Raw genomic sequence first — 18,913 nt, 5'->3', positions numbered from 1 at the left:
TAATACAGTATTACATCATAAGCTCAGTGTCAAGCGATAATAAAAGGGTGAACTTAAATCATTATCATCTCGAATAAGGTATAATTGTGATAAAATACGTACGGAGGCTTTTATATGTATGATGTTATTGTAGTAGGAGGCGGTCATGCCGGTGTTGAAGCAGCAGTTGCTTCAGCAAGAATGGGTCAAAAGACTGCACTCTTTACGTTAAATGTAGATAAAATTGCATCAATGCCTTGCAATCCATCCATTGGTGGTCCTGCAAAAGGTATTGTTGTTCGTGAAATTGAAGCGCTTGGCGGAGTAATGGGTAAAATTGCCGACAAGACAGCATTGCAGTTTAGAATTCTTAATTCAAGCAAAGGCCCTGGTGTTCAATGCTTGCGTGTTCAATCGGATAAGTTGGCATATTCACGCGCAATGCGTGATGCCGTTCTTGCAGAACCAGGAATTGAAATTGTACAAAAAATGGTAGAAGGCGTTGTTGCCGAAAATGGCGTTGTGACCGGTGTTCGATGTAAAGGTGATGAATTTGTAGCTGCAAAAGCAGTCATCATTACAAGCGGCACCTACATGAGTTCAAAAATCTTACTTTCATCAACGGTTACGGTAAGTGGTCCAGATGGTGATCCGACAACGAATAGTTTGTCAGAATCTTTGCGCTCATTAGGTTTAAAAACATTCCGTCTCAAGACTGGAACCCCTGCTCGTGTTTATACGGACAGCATTGATTTTTCTAAAACAACGATTCAACCGGGTGATGATGAACCCTATTATTTTTCAAATAGTACAAAGAAAAAGGATGTTATTCAAGAACAATATCCTTGTTACTTAACCTATACAAATCCAACAACTCATGAATTAATCGAAGCAAATCTAGAGAAGTCTAGTATGTATTCAGGTGTTGTAGAAGGTGTAGGGGCTCGTTATTGCCCTTCAATTGAAGATAAAATTGTTCGGTTTGCGGATAAAACGCGTCATCAAATTTTCCTAGAACCTGAGTCAGCGGAATTGGACACGACTTATGTTCAAGGGTTATCCTCGTCATTACCTGAAGATGTTCAAGATGCGATGATACGCACTGTACCAGGATTGGAAAACTGTCGTGTTCAACGCTACGGTTATGCAATCGAGTATGATGCAATTGATCCGATTCAGTTAAAACCATCGCTTGAAATCATGAAGGTGGAAAACTTGTTTACAGCGGGACAAATTAATGGGACATCTGGTTATGAAGAAGCTGCAGGCCAAGGATTGATGGCTGGAATTAATGCGGCCCTTAAAAATCAAGGTAAAGAACCATTAATCCTTAAGCGTGATGAAGCGTACATTGGTGTTATGCTTGATGATCTTGTTACTAAAGGAACATTGGAGCCATATCGTCTACTTACTTCCCGTGCGGAATATCGTTTGTTATTACGTCATGATAACGCATATCGTCGCTTATCACATTTTGGACATGATATTGGATTGTTAAGTGATGAAGAATATGGCAAAATAGAAGTAGATATTCAAATCATTGATGAATTCATTGAGGCAAGTAAGACAATAAAATTGCCACATAATGCGGCGTTTGAAGCTTATTTTGCAGAAAAAGATTCACCGTTCCAAGCACATGACCTAACGATTTATGATGCGGTCAAGCGACCTGGAATAGAATTGTTAGAAGTATTAAATCTGATGGACATGGAAGTACGAAAAGACTTAGCATTCCAAATCCAAGTAGAAATCAAATATGAAGGCTATATCAAAAAAGCCATGAAAGAAGCAGAAAAACTTCGTTCAATGGAAAATATAAAATTGCCAGAAGATATTAATTATGATTCTATTGAAAACTTATCAATTGAGGGGCGTCAAAAACTAACGGCAGTAAGACCTGTTACGATGGGACAAGCATCACGTATTTCAGGTGTAAATCCAGCCGATATTGCAATACTTGCTATGGTACTCAAACACAAAGGATAGGGTGGAAAATCATGAATATTGGAACAATTGGTACAGGTGTTATCGTTGAGCAATTTATTGCCTCAACGCAAGATCTTAGTGGGGTTTCATTTAAAGCCGTTTATTCGCGAACACAAGGTCGTGCTGATGCTTTGGCTAAGCGGTTTGGAATTGAAAAGCGATACACAAAGCTTGATGATTTATTTTCAGATTCATTGGTGGATACAATTTATATTGCATCACCCAATAGCCTACACTACGAACAAGCTTTCGCTGCGCTCAAAGCAGGAAAGCATGTGATTGTAGAAAAACCATTTGTTGAAACAGAAGAAAGAGCTCAAAGGTTAATTCGATATGCCCAAGAGCATGACCTCTTCCTCTTTGAAGCTATTTGCAATATTCATTTACCGCACTATAATTTTATAAAATCGAACTTAGAAGTAATCGGCGATATAAAGATGGTTCAATGCAATTTCAGTCAATATTCCAGCCGTTATGATGCACTTTTAGCAGGTGATACTCCCAATGTCTTTAATCCAAAATACTCGGGTGGAGCACTTGCAGACATTAACATCTACAACATTCACTTCGTCGTTGGTATCTTTGGTATGCCGGATGAAGTGATGTATTACGCTAATAAACATTCAAACGGCATTGATACTTCAGGCGTCCTCGTTATGAATTATCCACACATGACCGTAGAGTGTGTCGGCGCGAAAGATAGTTTTTCTCAAAATTTTGGACAAATACAAGGTGAAAAAGGATATATTTACATTCCCGAGAGTGTTAGTGGGATTGAATCGGTAACGATAATCACCAAAGATTCCAAGGAAATGATTAATATCCAAGACCAACCGCGTCTGTCCTATCAAGTTGAAGTATTTGAAAAAGCAATCAGAACACGTGATTATTCAATACGAGATCGATATTTAGAACATACACTCAATGTTGTTCGTATTGCAGAAAAAGCACAGAAAACAGCCAATAATTAACGAAAACCGAGCCGATAGGGTTCGGTTTTTTTATGTACTATAAAAACCGAATAAACAACAATTCGTTGTATATAAGATTTCTACTTTACAAGATGTATGGTGATGTGTGAAAATTTAACACGCTATTAATTGTGGAGGGGATATAATGATACGTAAAGTTTTTATTTTTGTAGCATTTTCATTACTTTTTCTAGTTTATAATCCTGAATCAATTCATGCTGATGTTGGTTTTGAATTTCCAAATATGGACAATCAAAACAATATGCGTGGAATCTGTAACAGTCCCACTTCCTGTATAAGTGGGTCAAAAACATACACCATTCAGTGGTTTGGGATGGAAAGTGGAGATGAACCAATCACACTCAGTATGCAGGAGGATGTTAAGGATAATTTATCCATTGAAATTGGGAAAATCACCAATCTAACTAAAAATACAAGGACAATCACAATTGATAATTTAGTCGTAAGAGATTCACTTGATTTAAAACGCGAACCTCATAATGTATATGATAAGAAATATAGTTTTTTGATTCATAAAGATACAGATAATTATGCAGAATATCGTGTCATTCAAACGGATAATATTCTAAATATCATTAGAATTAAAAATCAAACAATAAAGTTTAGTGTCATTCGGGAAGGTGAGATTAAAAACGTTGAAGCAATCCCATTTATACTTACAGCAAACGGTGTTAAATCGTCGAGCCTTCGAACCAAGCACAATATGCGGCAATCACGCTCAAATTATTCATTTATCACGAATAAATATGATGAAAAAAATAAGCCGTATGTGTTCGATATTATTACAGAAGATAATGATTTAATAAAGATAGAGAAGAAAATCGTTAATGACTCAGAATTTACATTCTATATTCGTCCAAAGATTCAAAAAATAATCCCTCTCAAGGGAGAAAACGTTAATTTATTAACTGGAGAAATAATCCTTGTTAATGATAAAAACAAAGAAATCAAAGGAATACTAAAAGATGGAAATGTTATTTTTGAAGATCTAGAGACAATAGATTTAGAAACAGTCTATAAACTTAAGCGATTTAATCTTGATAATTCAAATTTAACGATAACTTTGGATGAAGTTGAACTTAAGAATATTACCCAAATTAATGTAGAACGATACATTGATAAAGTATTTAGTATTGAGTGGGGACCCAATATTCTAAACCATCCCGATGCAAAAGAATTCAGTGTTCTTGATATATATCTTTTACAGAATGAGCAACCAACGCATATCAAGCAAACGGTAGACTTGAACCAAAGTAACGTGACGTTTAAAGTCAATGCATCAAAAAATCCATCCTTAATTGTTGGTGAACGAGATAAATTTTTCAGTGTATCGACGGATTCTAAACTGTATATTGACCGCATTATTCAACCATTGCATTTTGAGATTGAAAAAGCATTCAAACCTAAAAAAGAAGAAGATGATGTTTTTGTAGAAGTTATCAAACCTTTATCGGCAAATAAAATCAATCCCGAAGAACTCTTGGATATCGAAGGGTTTATATTGCATGAAAGTCCCAAAACACCGATAAAGTTGGATAATGAAACGTTGTTGTCGATTGACAGCTTTGTGATCCGAGAAGAGGAACACGAAGAACCCAAGAATATCTTATTACCAGAAATAGTATTTATGGATGGATATAGTATTGATGATCAGCCAAGTTTTTTACCAGAAGACGGTTATCAGGCTTTATTGCAACGCGAGATTATCAAACGGAAAAATATTGAACAAATCCTTGAACAAGATCGTAAAAATCGCATTGCTTATGAAGTAAGAAAAATTGAGTTTGAAGAACAGTTTAAGCCAAAGTACTTTGATTTGTATGTAGATGGGAACGCAATCACCCCTAAAGTTTCCGAAATCAATTCCAACAACCCGAGTGGAGCACTAAAAGATATTAATCGTGTTACAGACTTAAGCAGTCTTGAACAGACATTGAATCTGATTGACGTTCAGGGTTCTATAGTTGAAAACAAAGAAAATTTGTTTATGATACCGAGTATTGATGGCTTTGAAATTTCTGATAGTGATGAACAACATCATTGGTTCGAGGAATCCGATTTTATTTTAAATGCAATTGAGAATGAAAAAAAGATTCACTTGGAAGCTGCATTAAGGCAAGATTTGGATAATCGTCTAAGACATGAGCGTGAGGTTATGCAAATTATGAGAGATTTAGAACAGATGGAAAGAAATCAAAGCAGTACGATGGAATCAGCAATTATTTATGAAATCACTGTTCCTAAATTGATGAGCGAAACGCAATTTTCACCAAGCCCTTGGAGGCCGAAACAAATGATTCAAAACAAGTTGAATTAACTAAGGTAAACGAGATGGATGAGACTTCAAAAATAGAACATAGAAGAAGTCATTCTTTACCTCCTAAAACAAAAAGCATCAAGACCAACCAAAATTTTGATGAGAATGACATTACCGGGGAAATAATACGGGACAAACATAGCGTTCTTCCCAATACAGGGCAACAAAAAGAGCGTAATAAATTGGGGGTAACTCTTATAATATTAGGTATTTGTGTATTATTATCGAAAAGGGAGAAAAATACAATCTAAAATATGACCATAAAAGACAGTGTTTTACTGTCTTTTATGCATTTTTGACTAAATATTTGTCACGAGGTTTTGTTGTGGAAATCTTGGAAATACGCTATAATTACAACGTAGTTTAGATTCTAATCGTAAGAATCAAATATGATAATAATGTGTTTATAACATAAGCATTGTAATTGGAGGCTTCATGAATTTTTTAGAATTTATTAGTAAAATTGAAGCGTTGGGAATTGTTGTTTCAGAAGATATGAAACAACAATTTTTATCGTACAAGAATCTTATTCAAGAAGTGAATAAAGTCTTAAATTTAACGGGTATTGATGATGATGAAGGGATTTTCTTGAAACATTTCTATGACTCATTGCTTATATCACCATTAATTAAGGAAAAGAGCCGAATTGCTGACATTGGTAGCGGCGCCGGGTTTCCGGGAATTGTACTCGCAATCGCGCGACCAGATGTACACGTTACATGTATTGAACCAACAACGAAACGCACCAATTTCTTAGAACGTGTTGTAAACGAGTGTGGAATCAAAAATGTTGTTGTTATTAATGGACGTGCCGAAGATGTAATTGGTGATCTTCGAGAATCGTTTGATGTTGCAACCGCACGTGCTGTTGCATATCTCGATATTTTGAGCGAACTATGCCTTCCTTTTGTGAAAGTAGGAGGCGTATTTTTAGCAATGAAAGGATCGAAAGGAATCGAAGAATATGAAGATTCTTTGAAAGCCATAAAAATTCTCGGCGGAGAACTGACTGAAACTCATAAATTCAGTGATGAGCTGATGGGTGACCGTTACAATTTAGAGATTACTAAAGTAAAATCGGCTTCACATAAGTATCCAAGAAGTTATGCTAAAATTAAGAAGACACCACTGTCTGGGAGGAACCATGATTGATCGTAGAGAAATAGCTATTGAAAAAATTAAACCTAACCGTAATCAACCGCGGCTAACTTTTAACGATGAGAGTTTGTTGGAATTGGGACAATCGATTAGTGAAAATGGCCTTCTTCAACCGATTGTAGTTCGTGAAGTGAACGAGACAGATGAATATGAAATTATTGCGGGTGAACGTCGATATCGTGCGATGCGAATGTTTGGTTTTACGGAAGTTCCATGCATTATCAGTAATATTGATGATAATAAGAGTGCAACATTGGCACTTATTGAAAATATTCAACGTGAAGACTTAAGTGTGTTAGAGGAAGCAAAAGCATACCGAGACCTTTTAAGGATTCAAAAAATCACTCAAAAAGAACTAGCCACAAAAGTGGGTAAGTCACAATCCGCAATTGCCAATAAAATTAGACTCCTTGAATTGCCGGAGCCAGTACTTGAGGCATTGGGTGAGCGTAAGATTACAGAACGTCATGCGCGTGCATTACTCAGTGTTGAAAAAGAAAAAACTGAAGAAGTTTTAGATGAAATTCTGAATAAAAAACTAAATGTTAAAGAAACGGAAACGCTCATTAACAAACCACGCAAGAAAAAAGTTGTAACACGTGGTATCTCTCAACATATTAAGATTGGAATTAATACAATTAAACAATCAATCGGCATGATCGAGAAAACAGGAATTACGGTAAAACATGATATGGAAGAAACGGATGATGAGGTTATCATCACGGTACGCTTCCCTAAATAACCTAAGAATATAACAAAGGATGTGAGTCAATGGGGAAAATAATCGCTGTAGCTAACCAAAAAGGTGGCGTTGGTAAAACTACGACAAGTATAAATTTATCAGCCGGTTTAGCCTACCTTGGCCAAAAAGTTCTATTAGTTGACCTTGACCCCCAAGGAAATGCATCACAAGGTGTCGGTGCAAATAGAATGGCCATTAAAGATAGTACCTATGATTTAATTCTTTCTGAAAAAGAAGTAAGTGACATTAAAATGACTTTGAATACTCCACCCATGGATTTAATTCCTGCAACGATTGATCTTGCGGGTGCAGACCTGGAAATGGTTGAATTCAAGATTGGTCGTGAACGTCTTTTAAAGAATAAATTGATTAAGGCAAAGGAAGACTATGATTATATAATTATAGACTGTCCGCCATCATTGGGACTTTTGAATACAAATGCATTGACGGCTGCGGATTCAGTCATTATACCTGTGCAATGTGAATATTATGCATTGGAAGGATTAACACAGTTATTATCTACAATCCGCCTCGTACAAAAGCTGTTTAATCCAGATTTAAAAATAGAAGGCGTTTTACTTACGATGTTTGATGTACGTACTCGATTGAGTGTGGAAGTTCAACAAGAAGTTCGTAAATATTTTAAAGAACGTGTCTATAAGAGTAATATCCCTAGAAATGTTAAGTTGTCTGAAGCTCCTTCTCGTGGAAACTCAATCTTCGAATATGATTTAAAATCGGAAGGCGCTAAAGCATATGCATCTCTAGCGAAAGAAGTCTTATCATATAATAAGAAACGGAGTGACTCGAATGGCAGAGAAAGATAGTAATCGATTAGGTCGTGGACTTGGTGCAATCTTCGGTGATGATGTAACATCAGTTCTAGAAGATATCCAACAAGGCAATAATGATGAATTTACTGGGGTAAAAACAAGCCTTAAAGTAAAAGATATTCGTACGAATCCTTATCAACCTCGTCGTCATTTTGACGAAGACAAGTTACAAGAATTATCACAATCAATTTCAACTCATGGACTTTTCACACCGATTTTAGTTCGAGAAACCAACAAAGGTTACGAACTGGTTGCTGGTGAACGCCGATTACGTGCAACAAAGCGTGCCAAAATTGATGAAATTGCCGCAATCGTGGTTGATTTCGATGATTCACAGATGATGGAAATTGCGATCATTGAGAATGTTCAACGTGAAGATTTAAATGTTATTGAAGAAGCGATGGGATACAGTTCCCTTATTGATCGTTTGGGCTTAACCCAAGAAGAAGTTGCAAAGCGTGTAAGCAAGTCTCGAAGTCATATTACGAACTTACTTCGTCTGCTAAGACTTCCAAAATCGGTTCAAGAAATGGTTAGTGAAAATAAATTAACCATGGGTCATGTTCGCCCATTAGTAACAATTGAAGATCCAAAAGAAATTGAGCGTATTGCTGAAGAAATATATAACAAAAAATTATCGGTTCGAGAAGCAGAACGTCTCATTAATAAAGAAGATGTTAAACCCATTGAACCAAAGGTTCGCAATAAGGAATACGAGTATGCGCAATCACTTTTTGAGCGCCGTCTACAAACACGTGTTAACATCACCAACAATAAAGTTACCATTTCATTTGATGATGATGAAGATTTAAACCGTATTTTAGAATTGCTTGATATTATTGAATAAGAGGACGCCAACGCGTCCTTTTTACATCTTTCATGGTAATTTCTCGTATCGATAAAATGATAATGATATCGTAAAGTTAGAGGTGGATTCATGATACAAAAACGACATGAAATATTAGATAAATCGAATAAAAAAAACCAAATATTATTAAGAGTTGCTTTAATTCTTTTTATTGTAGTTCTAGGTATTTTTATATATCAACAAACAACTGCGACAGATAATATCAATAATGAAACCAGTAACGTTACCAACGTCGCAATATCTGAGACAGAGTTGTTTGATGCCATGTATGCGAATGCAACACAATATTACCAAGAATTAGTTGACACAAAAACAATCCTTTCCTTTCGACTGAATCCACTTGATATGTGCTTAGGTGGTAATAAAACGGCACAAGCACAAGTCTTTGTGGTGAATATTGAACAAGAGAATAGTGAAACGAAAGCGAAAGAGTACAAGCCAGAATACCTAATATCCGGAGCGGTAGATATTATTTTTGATGGCAACACAATTAAAGGGTATACACCTTGGATTGATCGTTCTCCGAGTATAGAAGGTATTCACGAATTGGCACTCAAACAGCAGATGGTCTGTGAAAAACCATAGTATAAAGTGGATTGTTTTAGTTGTTAATAATTAGTTATAATCAAAGAGGGGGATGAAATGAAATATATTTTAGATGTGGATACAGGTATAGACGATACAATCTCAATCGCATACATGTGTGCACAAACAAACATTAATTTGCTAGGGATTACAACGGTTTATGGTAATATCGATGTTGCGAGTGCAACTCAAAATACATTAAATCTCTTAAATTATTTTAAGCGTCATGATGTACCTGTATATCAAGGCTGTACCCATGCGCGCCGTGATGAAAAGTATGAACATTTAGCGGGAGGCATTCTGTTTCATGGTCAAAATGGACTTGGTAATGTAGAACTTTCTACATCACCAATTCAAAAGGAACAGAAACATGCAGTAGATTTTTTGCTGGAATCTGCCAAGAAATACGGCAAAGATCTTGTAATCATTGCTTCGGGGCCGTTGACCAATGTAGCCAAGGCAATTGAACGTAATCCACAAGTTATGGAATCAATTGGGAAGTTAGTTCTTATGGGGGGAGCCTTCGGCGTTCCAGGAAATGTCAGTGTTTTTGCGGAAGCTAATATTGCACAAGACGATCTAAGCAGTAAGATCGTTTTACGAAGTTCGGTACCCATAACTATGATTGGTCTTGATGTCACAAATCGAGCCATTTTCACCAAACAGGATTTAAAACACTGGGAAGAAAAAGCCCCAAAACTATACCAAATTGTAGATTATTATTTTAAGGCTTATAAAAAATCATATCCATCGTGGGGCGGGTGTGCACTTCATGATCCCCTTGCTGCGGTGGTTGCTTTAGACGATACAGTGGTTGAAGGAGTATGTGTCAACTTAGACGTTCTTAACGATTCAACACAAAAAGGACGAACTGTACTTGATCTTGAAGCATACAATAAAAATAAAATGCCTAATGTTTGGGTCGCTCTGGATGCCAATATCGAAGCCTTTAAGGATCGTTTAATTAGCGATATTGATTCACTCATTGAATCCATCTCATGATACAATAGACAAAAGGAGTGGTTGGATGATATTGGCATTTACAGGAGCTGGAATTAGTAAGGCTTCGGGAATTAATACATTTATGGAGCAACCCGAGATACGTGATCGTTTGCATCGTAGTTTTGCGACACACCATCCCGAATTGTATCGTGAAACGATTGCTTCACTCTTCAAAGTGATTAAAAATGCAGAACCAAACGATGCACATCGAGCTTTAGCGGAATACGATATCCCGGTTATAACAATGAACATTGACGGGTTGCATGAAAAGGCGGGAAGTGTACCCATAGCACTACATGGTCGCATGCCCGATGAAGATGAATTAGCTTATGCTGATCAACTTTTTAATAAGCCGGTCTTGTATGGTGATCCTGCCCCAAATTATCAACGAGCATACCAAAAAGTTGATTCACTGGGCGAAGGAGATATCCTACTCGTGGTTGGGGCATCTCGATTTACTGCTGTCGCAACTGACCTTCGTGAGATTGCGCACGCAAATGGCGCTGAAATTATTGAAATTCAAGATAATGCTGAAAAACAGGTTCGTGAGACCCTTAAGTCACTTAAAGAAGATTAAAAAAGAGAATTCATTGCGCATTCTCTTTTTTTTACCTATAATATGCGTATGATAACAGATACAATAGTAGCAATTATAACGGCACTTCAGGAAAGTGCCATCAATGTTTTAAGAATTAGCGGTGTCGATGCCATTGACACCGTCAATAAGATTTTCTCGCGTAATCTTGAAAATGTTGATTCCCACACCGTTCATTATGGTCATATTATTGATCCCGTGAACCAACAAGTTGTTGATGAGGTTCTTGTCAGCGTTTTTAGAGCGCCTCGAACTTATACGCGTGAAGATGTGGTTGAAATCAGCTGTCACGGTGGTGTTTTGGTAACCAAAAAAATACTCGCATTGTGTCTTTCTGTGGGTGCGCGCATGGCAGAACCGGGCGAATATACGCAACGTGCCTTTTTAAATGGACGTATTGACTTGTCACAAGCGGAATCTGTCATGGAACTCATACAGGCTCCTAATGAATTTGCACAAGAACTTGCGATTTCAGGTGTTCAAGGGAATGTACGTAAATTAATTGAACCCTTCTTGGAGCGTTTGATCCAAATTATCGCAAATATTGAGGTTAATATTGATTATCCGGAGTATGATGATGTCGAGGTCTTGACGGAATCAATCATTCTTCCGGAAGCAAAACGATTCCTGGAAGATTTAGGTAAAATCCTTAAAGAATCGCAGAGTGGTCGAATTATGAAAGAAGGCGTTAAAACCGTTATTCTTGGAAAACCGAATGTGGGTAAGTCAAGCATTCTTAATGTATTACTTGAAGAAGATAAGGCAATTGTTACGGAGATCGCAGGAACAACTCGAGACTTGGTTGAAGGTTGGATACGCTTAGAGAATGTAGCATTGCATCTCGTTGATACTGCTGGATTGCGAGATACCGGTGATCGTATTGAACAAATTGGTATTGAAAAAAGTCGTAAAGCGTTGGAGACCGCTGAGTTGGTCATTGTGGTATTCGATGCTTCTGCCCCACGCGATCAAGAGGACCTTGATTTATTAGAAGCGACCAAGGATAAAGAACGAATCGTTGTTTATAACAAAGAAGATCTTGTTGAGCGTCATGAAGATGCGCTATATGTCAGTGCCTTAAACGGTGATGTTCATGAACTAGTGGATGAGATAAATAAACGATATGTCGAGCATACAAAAGCACTTACCAAGCCAACGCTCTCAAATGAGCGTCATATTGCTCAGGTCCAAAAGAGTTATTTGGCAATGCAACGAGCTATTGAAGCGTTAGAATTTGGAATGGAACTTGATTTAGTCACGATTGATTTAAATGAGTCTTATATAGAACTCGCATCAGTCGTTAAACCAAAGAAAGATATTAATGTGTTGGATGAAATTTTCGCGCGTTTCTGTCTCGGTAAATAAACCAAGGCTCCTAAGGGAGCCTTTATTATCTTAGAATGAGGAGTTAAAAATATGGCATATGGTTGGATTGATTCCCATGCACACATTGCATCGGAAGGACTTGTAGAATCTTTTGATGAACTTGTATTGAATGCAAAGGAACAAGGGATTGATAAGATTTGTATTATTTGCGGGTCAATAAACGAAATTGAATTAGCATTAGAAAAAACAAAAGATGAACCAGAAATGTTTGATCTCGCGGTTGGTATCCATCCTTGTGATGTAAAGGATTCTAAGGATGGTGATCTTGAGCGCATGATGGCGTACCTTGAACATCCTCAAGTTGTATGTATTGGCGAAATTGGGTTGGATTACTATTGGGATGATTCAAATAAGGAAGCACAAAAAGAAATGTTTATACGTCAAATTAAGTTTGCCAATGAACATAAAAAGCCAATTGCGATTCATGTTCGAAATGGCGAGCAAAATGCGATGGCAGATGTACTTGATATTCTTACACAACACCCCGTTGAAGCAAAGGGGATTGTACATTGCTATAGCGATACGGTAGAAAATGCTTGCCGAGTATTTGATTTAGGATTTTACATAGGGGTTGGTGGAATTTTAACGTTTAAAAACGGGCAAAATGTTCGTGATGTATTGGAGATTGCGCCGATTGACCGAATTTTGACAGAAACTGATTCACCTTACTTAGCACCTGTACCTAAAAGAGGGAAACGGAATGAACCTGCCTTTGTTTGTTATACGGGAGAAAAGATTGGTGAGCTTAAAGATTTAACACCGAATGAAGTAAAAACACAAATTCATAAAAACTACCAAACATTATTTCAAGGATAAAAAGGAGAATCTCGTGGGATTCTCTTTTTCTTTTAGAATACTGGGACTGAAGCGCCACTTGTTTCTTCAATAATTAACGCTTTAACGGCATCAGTTTGATAAATTTCCACAATACGTTTTAAATCATCGCGATCTTTATCTTCGGAACGGATTGCGATGAGGTTGACATAGTCAGCATTATCTTCTGTTAAGGCCTCAAGTTCAATCGCGTCACGGCTTGGTGTGAAGCCAGCATCAACGGCAATTCCAGAATTGATTGCAGCTAGAGGAATTTCTCCAAGTGCACCTGGGAGATTTGATGCTTCTAATTCGAAGATATCAAAATTATGAGGGTTTTCGACAATATCCTTTTTATCCGGAAGCTTTGCGTCGTTGAGTTTTAAGAGACCATGCGTTTGAAGTAATTGAAGGGCACGTGCACCGTTTGTACGATCACTTGGAATTGCGATTTTATCGCCATCTTTTAATTCAGATAGATTTTTAATCGATTTAGAGTAAAGTCCGAGTGGTGAATAAAATGTATCGGCAACAGCAGTAAGATCATAACCATTTTGTTGGCTTTCATCCTCCAAATAAATATGATGTTGGAAGGCGTTCATATCAATTTCTTTCGAGTGCAAAGCTGCATTAGGTTGGGGATAATCAGAAAAATAAACCAATTCGATGTTAATGCCTTCCTGAGCTGCTTGGTCCACAACATAGTTCCAACTTTTAGTTTGGTCACCGCCATGAAGACCAATTCGCACAACCTTATCTTTAGGTTTTGAACCACAGCCTGTAAGTACTAATAATGTTAGTAATATAATAAGTGTTTTTTTCATAATTTGCTCCTTAGTGTGTTGTTTTCTTAATAATATAATTTCCAATCATCTGTATGATTGAAACAAAGATGAGAATAACAAGTACTGCCACGATTGAAATATCGGTATTATACTTATTATGACCGTAACGAATGACATAATCGCCAAGCCCGCCACCCCCAACAACACCACCGAGGGTTGTAAGGCCCAGTAGACTAATAAGGGTTATGGTTGTTGAACGGACTAGCGAAGGAATGCTTTCACGCAAATAGACACGCGTGACGATTTGAAATGATGAGAGTCCCATCGACTGTGCCGCCTCAATGAGACCGCGATCAATTTCTGATAGACTTAAATCAACTTGTCTAACAAAAAATGGCGTACATCCTACGACGAGGGGGAAGATGGTACCTTCGACACCGATTGCGGTGCCGGATATTATTTTAGTAACGGGAATGAGGGCAGTTAATAAAATTACAAAAGGTATCGACCGAAAGATGTTTACAAATGTATCCAAGAGAGTATAAAGCATACGATTTGGTTTTAAGCCATCTTCTCGAGTCATCACCAAGACAACTCCGAAGAACAACCCTGCAATAATTGAATAGATTCCTGCTTTTGTTAACATGTACAGTGTCTGTTGGATACTTTCAATAAACTCAGGCCAATATTGAACTAAATTTGGAACCCATTGTTGAATTATATTAGTCATTATTAATCACCTCCACGTTTAAATCTAATTGATGTAAATAATTTAATGCTTCGATTTTTCGTGCTCCAGAGAGAATAACAATCATGGTTCCGACAATATCGTTTTGCACAATCTCGATATTAGCGTGGATGATGCTTGCGTTGACTTCAAATTGTTGAGATATTTCTGAAATGATGGAATCGCGTGTGCTCGAGCCGATAAAATCAATTTTTATTAACTCTTGGTCGGACTGTAAGTTTAAGACCTCAGGATTTGTTTTAAAGAGTTCAATCGTTTCTGCGGTGTTGGTGGTTGTATCAACAAAATCTTTGGTAATTTGTGCTTGAGGATTCACAAAGATAGCTTTAACGGTATTAACCTCCTTGATTTCCCCGTCTTCCATAACGGCGACACGATCGCAAATATCTTTGACGACGTCCATTTCATGGGTAATGATTACAATGGTAATACCGAGGGTTTTATTAACCTTTTTGAGCAATTTGAGGATTGTTTTGGTTGTTTGGGGGTCTAAGGCACTTGTCGCTTCATCACATAAGAGAATATCAGGGTCGTTAGCAAGTGCACGTGCAATACCCACACGTTGCTTCTGCCCGCCGGATAATTGACTTGGGTAAGCGCCTGCTTTGTCTTCAAGACCAACTAACTCTAACAAGTTCTCAACTTTTGTCTTCATTTCATCGTGTGAAAGCTTTTGATTTTTAAGGGGGAATGCAATGTTTTGGAAGACTGTACGAGACCGCATGAGGTTGAATTGTTGGAATATCATACCTATTTTTTGCCGTTGTTGGCGCAAGACTTTAACTTGTTCTCGTTGCTTTTGATAGTTCGATTTTGAAAAGTCGGGATTTAGATGTGTTCCATTTACAATTACATTTCCAGAAGTAGGCACTTCAAGCAAGTTAATACAGCGTACCAAAGTACTTTTTCCGGCACCACTAAAGCCGATTACGCCAAATATTTCTCCCTTTTCAATATGCAGGGATCCATTCTTTAATGCATGTACCTGATGTTCTTTGGTACTGAAGGTTTTACTTATATTTTGGAGTTCAATCATGTTTGTTTTCAATCCTTTCTTGGTGTTCTTTTTGGATGGCTTTAAGAAGTGCTGGATCTTGAATCAAATCCAAAGCGGTTAAAGCAAGAAGTTGTGCGCCAAGTGCGATAGAGTTAAGTCCTTGTTCACTGCAAGCTGCTTCACGAAACTCAGGACTATGGCCAGCGATAAAGGTATCAGAAATATTGATGGTTGGCTGTATTGTCGGAACAACATAGCTCACGTTCCCCACGTCACTGGAACCAAAGGTTGAACCGTCGCGGTGGACAACATCAAATCCGAAATTTTGAAGATGTTTAAGGTAGAGCTTGTCAAAAGAAGGGGTAAGGATGGTATCGTCAACACTGTTTTGGAATAAACCGAATTTGTATTCACATCCTGTTGCTAATGCTGCACCTCTAACAATGTCCTCAAAGCGTTTCGTGACTTTGCTAAGGGTTGTGCGAGATTGAGCTCGGAGGTAAAAACGTCCTTTTGCATATTCTGGAACGATATTGGGGGCGATACCACCATCCGTTATAATTCCGTGAATTAGAACATCTTTGGGAAAATGCTCTCGCATGGCGTTTGTTGAATTGAAGACTTGAATTAAGGCATCCAATGCGTTGATACCGAGTTCAGGAGCAGCTGCGGCATGACTGGGTTTTCCGTAAAAGGCAACATCAACAGGATCATTGGCGAGTGTTTCAACCGTTAGACTGTGCAAATGACCCGGATGGACACATAAAGCGGCATCCACATCATCAAAGTAATGTTCACGTACAAAGCTTCCTTTCGCACTTCCGTTCTCGCCACCTTCTTCACCAGGCGTCCCGTAGATACGAACTTCTCCGCCAACGCGATCAATTACCGATTTAAGTGCTGTCGCAGCAAGAATTGAAGTGACCCCAAAGAGGTTATGTCCACAAGCATGACCGAGTCCAGGTAATGCATCATATTCAGCAAGAAAGACGATGACTGGACCTGGCTTTTTCGAAACATAACGGGCATCAAAACCGGTATGATGACCTGCCACGTCAACTGTGACAGCAAAACCCTCCTGCACACATAAGGAGCTTAAACGGTCGCATGCATAAACTTCTTCATTACAAATCTCGGGGTGTGCATGGATATCACACGATAATGCTTTATATTGATCAATTCGATTTAATACGGCTGTCTCTATGATTTTATTCATATACTTCCTCCTGACAAATAAAAAACGCCCATCCCAAAGGATGAGCGTGCTCATGTTACCACCTTAATTTATTAATACCTTACGATATTAACCTCTTCAAGTTCTACCAAACTCTATCGCTTTAACGGGCGAATACGGCATAGCCTAAATCTTTCGAATTCAACTATACAGCTCCAAGGCCATTTTCAGTACGTTTCCATTCATCTGCTCTCACCATCTCAGACTCTCTGTAAAAACTTTCACGGACTTACTTTCCTTTTCATTGCTTTTCATTATTATCAACTAAAAAAAAATATTTGTCAACCAATTCATTTAACATTTCACCCCTTGTACCTTATGATGTACCTAAGGAGTGTGACCACCATGACATTATTTGAAGCACAACAGAATTTTTTCAAATCTCAAATTACAAAGCCAATTTTATTCCGTAAAGATGCGTTAAACCGTTTAGAAAATGCTTTAAAGGCTTACGAAGCGGAACTATATAGCGCATTTGAAGTAGACCTATCAAAACCGAAAATGGAAGTCTATACGACAGAAGTAGCGGTTGTTTACCGCGCGATAAGGGAAGCAAAAAAAAATATTGAACAATGGATGAAACCACAACGGGTTAAGACGCCTTGGGTTCTTGCGGGAAGAAAAAGTTTTAAACTATATGAACCGCTAGGTAATACTTTGATTATAGGACCTTTTAACTATCCCTTGCAATTAGTCCTTGTACCCCTTGTTGGAGCAATCTCAGCGGGCGATACAGCAATTATTAAAACATCTGAACTTACACCGACGATTTCTTCGGTAATTAAGAACATGATTACAGCTTATTTCCCTCCAGAATATATCGCAGTTGTGGAAGGAGATGTAACCGTAAATAAAGCACTGCTTAAACATCCCTTTGATTTCATATTTTTCACCGGAAGCACACAAGTGGGTAAAATTGTGATGAAAAGCGCAGCAGAACATTTGACGCCGGTAGTATTGGAATTAGGTGGAAAAAGTCCGTGTATTGTAACTCAAAATGCAAATATTCGAGAAAGTGCTAAGCGCATCGTTTGGGGTAAGTTTTTAAATAATGGACAAACCTGTGTTGCACCCGACTACGTGCTTGTGGAAAAAGATCAAAAAGAAGTGTTTATTGATGCTCTGATTGACGAAATTAGACGCATGTATGGGGATGATATTAAGAATAACAAGGATTACGGTCGAATCGTGAATCTAAAGCACGCAGAACGCCTTAAAACGCTCATAACAGCACATCATCGAGATATTGTGTATGGTGGGGCAAGTGAAGGGACATATATTGAGCCAACCTTGTTATTTCTTAAAGAACCGGAGGGACAAATTATGGAAGCAGAAATTTTTGGTCCCATTTTACCAATTATGACTTTTGATCATTTAGAAGAAGCATATCAAATCATTGAAAAAAATCCTAAACCACTATCGTTATATCTATTTACTGATTCTTTTGAAGAACAACAATCAATTCTAAATCGAATACAGTTTGGTGGTGGGTGTATTAACGATACGATTCTCCATCTTGTAAATGAGAATCTTCCTTTTGGTGGTGTTGGTAATTCAGGAATTGGTAAATATCATGGCTTTTCCAGTTTTGAGGTGTTTTCAAATTGTAAATCGATTATGAAAGCATCAAATTGTGTATCACTTTCAATCATGTATCCACCGTATAAAAAAAGAAAATATAATCTAATCAAGAAAATCTTTAGATAAGAAAAACTTAGTCATATAAAAAATACATCAACGTTACCAATAACATAATCTTATGAGTCATACCTTTATCATCAAATAGAATAATGGCGAGATATTTTATAAAAAATCCATAAATTAAAGAATAAATTAATGCGGTAAAAAAGCAAGAATGTTTTACTAAAAAAATCTCTATATATAATAAGGAAA

General features: G+C 37.4%; 18 protein-coding genes and 1 other annotated feature. Of the genes, 14 read left to right on the top strand and 4 right to left on the bottom strand.

Annotation, left to right across the window (positions count from 1 at the left end):
• The first annotated feature begins 114 nt into the window (after positions 1 to 114).
• From mnmG to B096_RS0108825, 13 genes are all read left to right on the top strand, one after another.
• Positions 115 to 1,965, top strand: a complete 1,851-nt coding sequence (gene mnmG, locus B096_RS0108885; RefSeq protein ID WP_018580381.1) for a tRNA uridine-5-carboxymethylaminomethyl(34) synthesis enzyme MnmG — start codon at positions 115 to 117, stop codon at positions 1,963 to 1,965.
• An 11-nt stretch (positions 1,966 to 1,976) separates the two neighbouring features.
• On the top strand, positions 1,977 to 2,936 hold the full coding sequence (locus tag B096_RS0108880) for a Gfo/Idh/MocA family protein (RefSeq protein ID WP_018580380.1): 960 nt from the start codon (positions 1,977 to 1,979) through the stop codon (positions 2,934 to 2,936).
• Positions 2,937 to 3,081: 145 nt separating this feature from the next.
• Positions 3,082 to 5,274 carry a hypothetical protein gene (locus B096_RS0108875; protein WP_018580379.1) on the top strand — a complete coding sequence of 731 codons (2,193 nt, stop codon included), beginning with the start codon at positions 3,082 to 3,084 and terminating at the stop codon, positions 5,272 to 5,274.
• The gene (locus B096_RS10090) at positions 5,235 to 5,525 is read left to right on the top strand and encodes a hypothetical protein (RefSeq protein ID WP_156813137.1); all 291 of its coding nucleotides are present in this window, start codon (positions 5,235 to 5,237) and stop codon (positions 5,523 to 5,525) included. The genes B096_RS0108875 and B096_RS10090 overlap by 40 nt, the downstream gene beginning before the upstream one ends.
• Positions 5,526 to 5,709: 184 nt before the next feature.
• Positions 5,710 to 6,426 carry a 16S rRNA (guanine(527)-N(7))-methyltransferase RsmG gene (gene rsmG / locus B096_RS0108865; RefSeq protein WP_018580377.1) on the top strand — a complete coding sequence of 239 codons (717 nt, stop codon included), beginning with the start codon at positions 5,710 to 5,712 and terminating at the stop codon, positions 6,424 to 6,426.
• Positions 6,419 to 7,174, top strand: a complete 756-nt coding sequence (gene noc / locus B096_RS0108860; protein ID WP_018580376.1) for a nucleoid occlusion protein — start codon at positions 6,419 to 6,421, stop codon at positions 7,172 to 7,174. The genes rsmG and noc overlap by 8 nt, the downstream gene beginning before the upstream one ends.
• Before the next feature lie 29 nt (positions 7,175 to 7,203).
• Entirely contained in the window at positions 7,204 to 8,001 is a 798-nt protein-coding gene (locus B096_RS0108855) for a ParA family protein (RefSeq protein WP_018580375.1), read from the top strand.
• On the top strand, positions 7,985 to 8,854 hold the full coding sequence (locus B096_RS0108850) for a ParB/RepB/Spo0J family partition protein (RefSeq protein ID WP_018580374.1): 870 nt from the start codon (positions 7,985 to 7,987) through the stop codon (positions 8,852 to 8,854). Before B096_RS0108855 ends, B096_RS0108850 begins: the two co-directional genes overlap by 17 nt.
• Positions 8,855 to 8,944: 90 nt before the next feature.
• The gene (locus B096_RS0108845; RefSeq protein ID WP_018580373.1) at positions 8,945 to 9,460 is read left to right on the top strand and encodes a hypothetical protein; all 516 of its coding nucleotides are present in this window, start codon (positions 8,945 to 8,947) and stop codon (positions 9,458 to 9,460) included.
• 57 nt (positions 9,461 to 9,517) lie between these two features.
• On the top strand, positions 9,518 to 10,462 hold the full coding sequence (locus tag B096_RS0108840; protein ID WP_018580372.1) for a nucleoside hydrolase: 945 nt from the start codon (positions 9,518 to 9,520) through the stop codon (positions 10,460 to 10,462).
• Positions 10,463 to 10,487: 25 nt separating this feature from the next.
• Positions 10,488 to 11,039 (top strand): SIR2 family NAD-dependent protein deacylase, encoded by a 552-nt coding sequence (locus B096_RS0108835; RefSeq protein WP_018580371.1) that lies wholly within the window; start codon positions 10,488 to 10,490, stop codon positions 11,037 to 11,039.
• A 42-nt stretch (positions 11,040 to 11,081) separates the two neighbouring features.
• The gene (gene mnmE, locus B096_RS0108830) at positions 11,082 to 12,422 is read left to right on the top strand and encodes a tRNA uridine-5-carboxymethylaminomethyl(34) synthesis GTPase MnmE (protein ID WP_018580370.1); all 1,341 of its coding nucleotides are present in this window, start codon (positions 11,082 to 11,084) and stop codon (positions 12,420 to 12,422) included.
• Positions 12,423 to 12,473: 51 nt separating this feature from the next.
• Complete coding sequence (locus B096_RS0108825; protein ID WP_018580369.1) at positions 12,474 to 13,259, top strand: TatD family hydrolase; 786 nt, start codon at positions 12,474 to 12,476, stop codon at positions 13,257 to 13,259.
• Between the two features lie 32 nt (positions 13,260 to 13,291).
• On the opposite strand, the gene B096_RS0108820 is transcribed toward B096_RS0108825, so the two are convergent.
• From B096_RS0108820 to B096_RS0108805, 4 genes are read right to left on the bottom strand one after another with little or no spacing between them, the layout of a single operon-like run.
• Positions 13,292 to 14,080, bottom strand: a complete 789-nt coding sequence (locus tag B096_RS0108820) for a MetQ/NlpA family ABC transporter substrate-binding protein (protein ID WP_018580368.1) — start codon at positions 14,078 to 14,080, stop codon at positions 13,292 to 13,294.
• 10 nt (positions 14,081 to 14,090) lie between these two features.
• Positions 14,091 to 14,771, bottom strand: coding sequence for a methionine ABC transporter permease (locus B096_RS0108815; RefSeq protein ID WP_018580367.1), 681 nt, complete (start codon positions 14,769 to 14,771; stop codon positions 14,091 to 14,093).
• A complete protein-coding gene (locus B096_RS0108810) occupies positions 14,764 to 15,825 on the bottom strand; it encodes a methionine ABC transporter ATP-binding protein (RefSeq protein WP_018580366.1) in 1,062 nt (353 codons plus the stop codon). Before B096_RS0108810 ends, B096_RS0108815 begins: the two co-directional genes overlap by 8 nt.
• Positions 15,818 to 17,002: a M20 family metallopeptidase gene (locus B096_RS0108805; protein ID WP_018580365.1), complete on the bottom strand. Its 1,185-nt coding sequence runs from the start codon at positions 17,000 to 17,002 to the stop codon at positions 15,818 to 15,820. Before B096_RS0108805 ends, B096_RS0108810 begins: the two co-directional genes overlap by 8 nt.
• A 33-nt stretch (positions 17,003 to 17,035) precedes the next feature.
• Positions 17,036 to 17,274 (bottom strand) — a binding site (T-box leader).
• 91 nt (positions 17,275 to 17,365) lie between these two features.
• On the opposite strand from B096_RS0108805, the gene B096_RS0108800 reads away from it, so the two are divergent.
• On the top strand, positions 17,366 to 18,727 hold the full coding sequence (locus B096_RS0108800; RefSeq protein WP_018580364.1) for an aldehyde dehydrogenase: 1,362 nt from the start codon (positions 17,366 to 17,368) through the stop codon (positions 18,725 to 18,727).
• Positions 18,728 to 18,913: the final 186 nt, after the last annotated feature.

It is taken from the genome of Erysipelothrix tonsillarum DSM 14972, from assembly GCF_000373785.1.
Taxonomy (GTDB): Bacteria; Bacillota_I; Bacilli_A; order Erysipelotrichales; family Erysipelotrichaceae; genus Erysipelothrix; species Erysipelothrix tonsillarum.
Note: the sequence above shows the minus strand (reverse complement) of the source record. Positions and strands in the feature narration are given on the sequence as shown.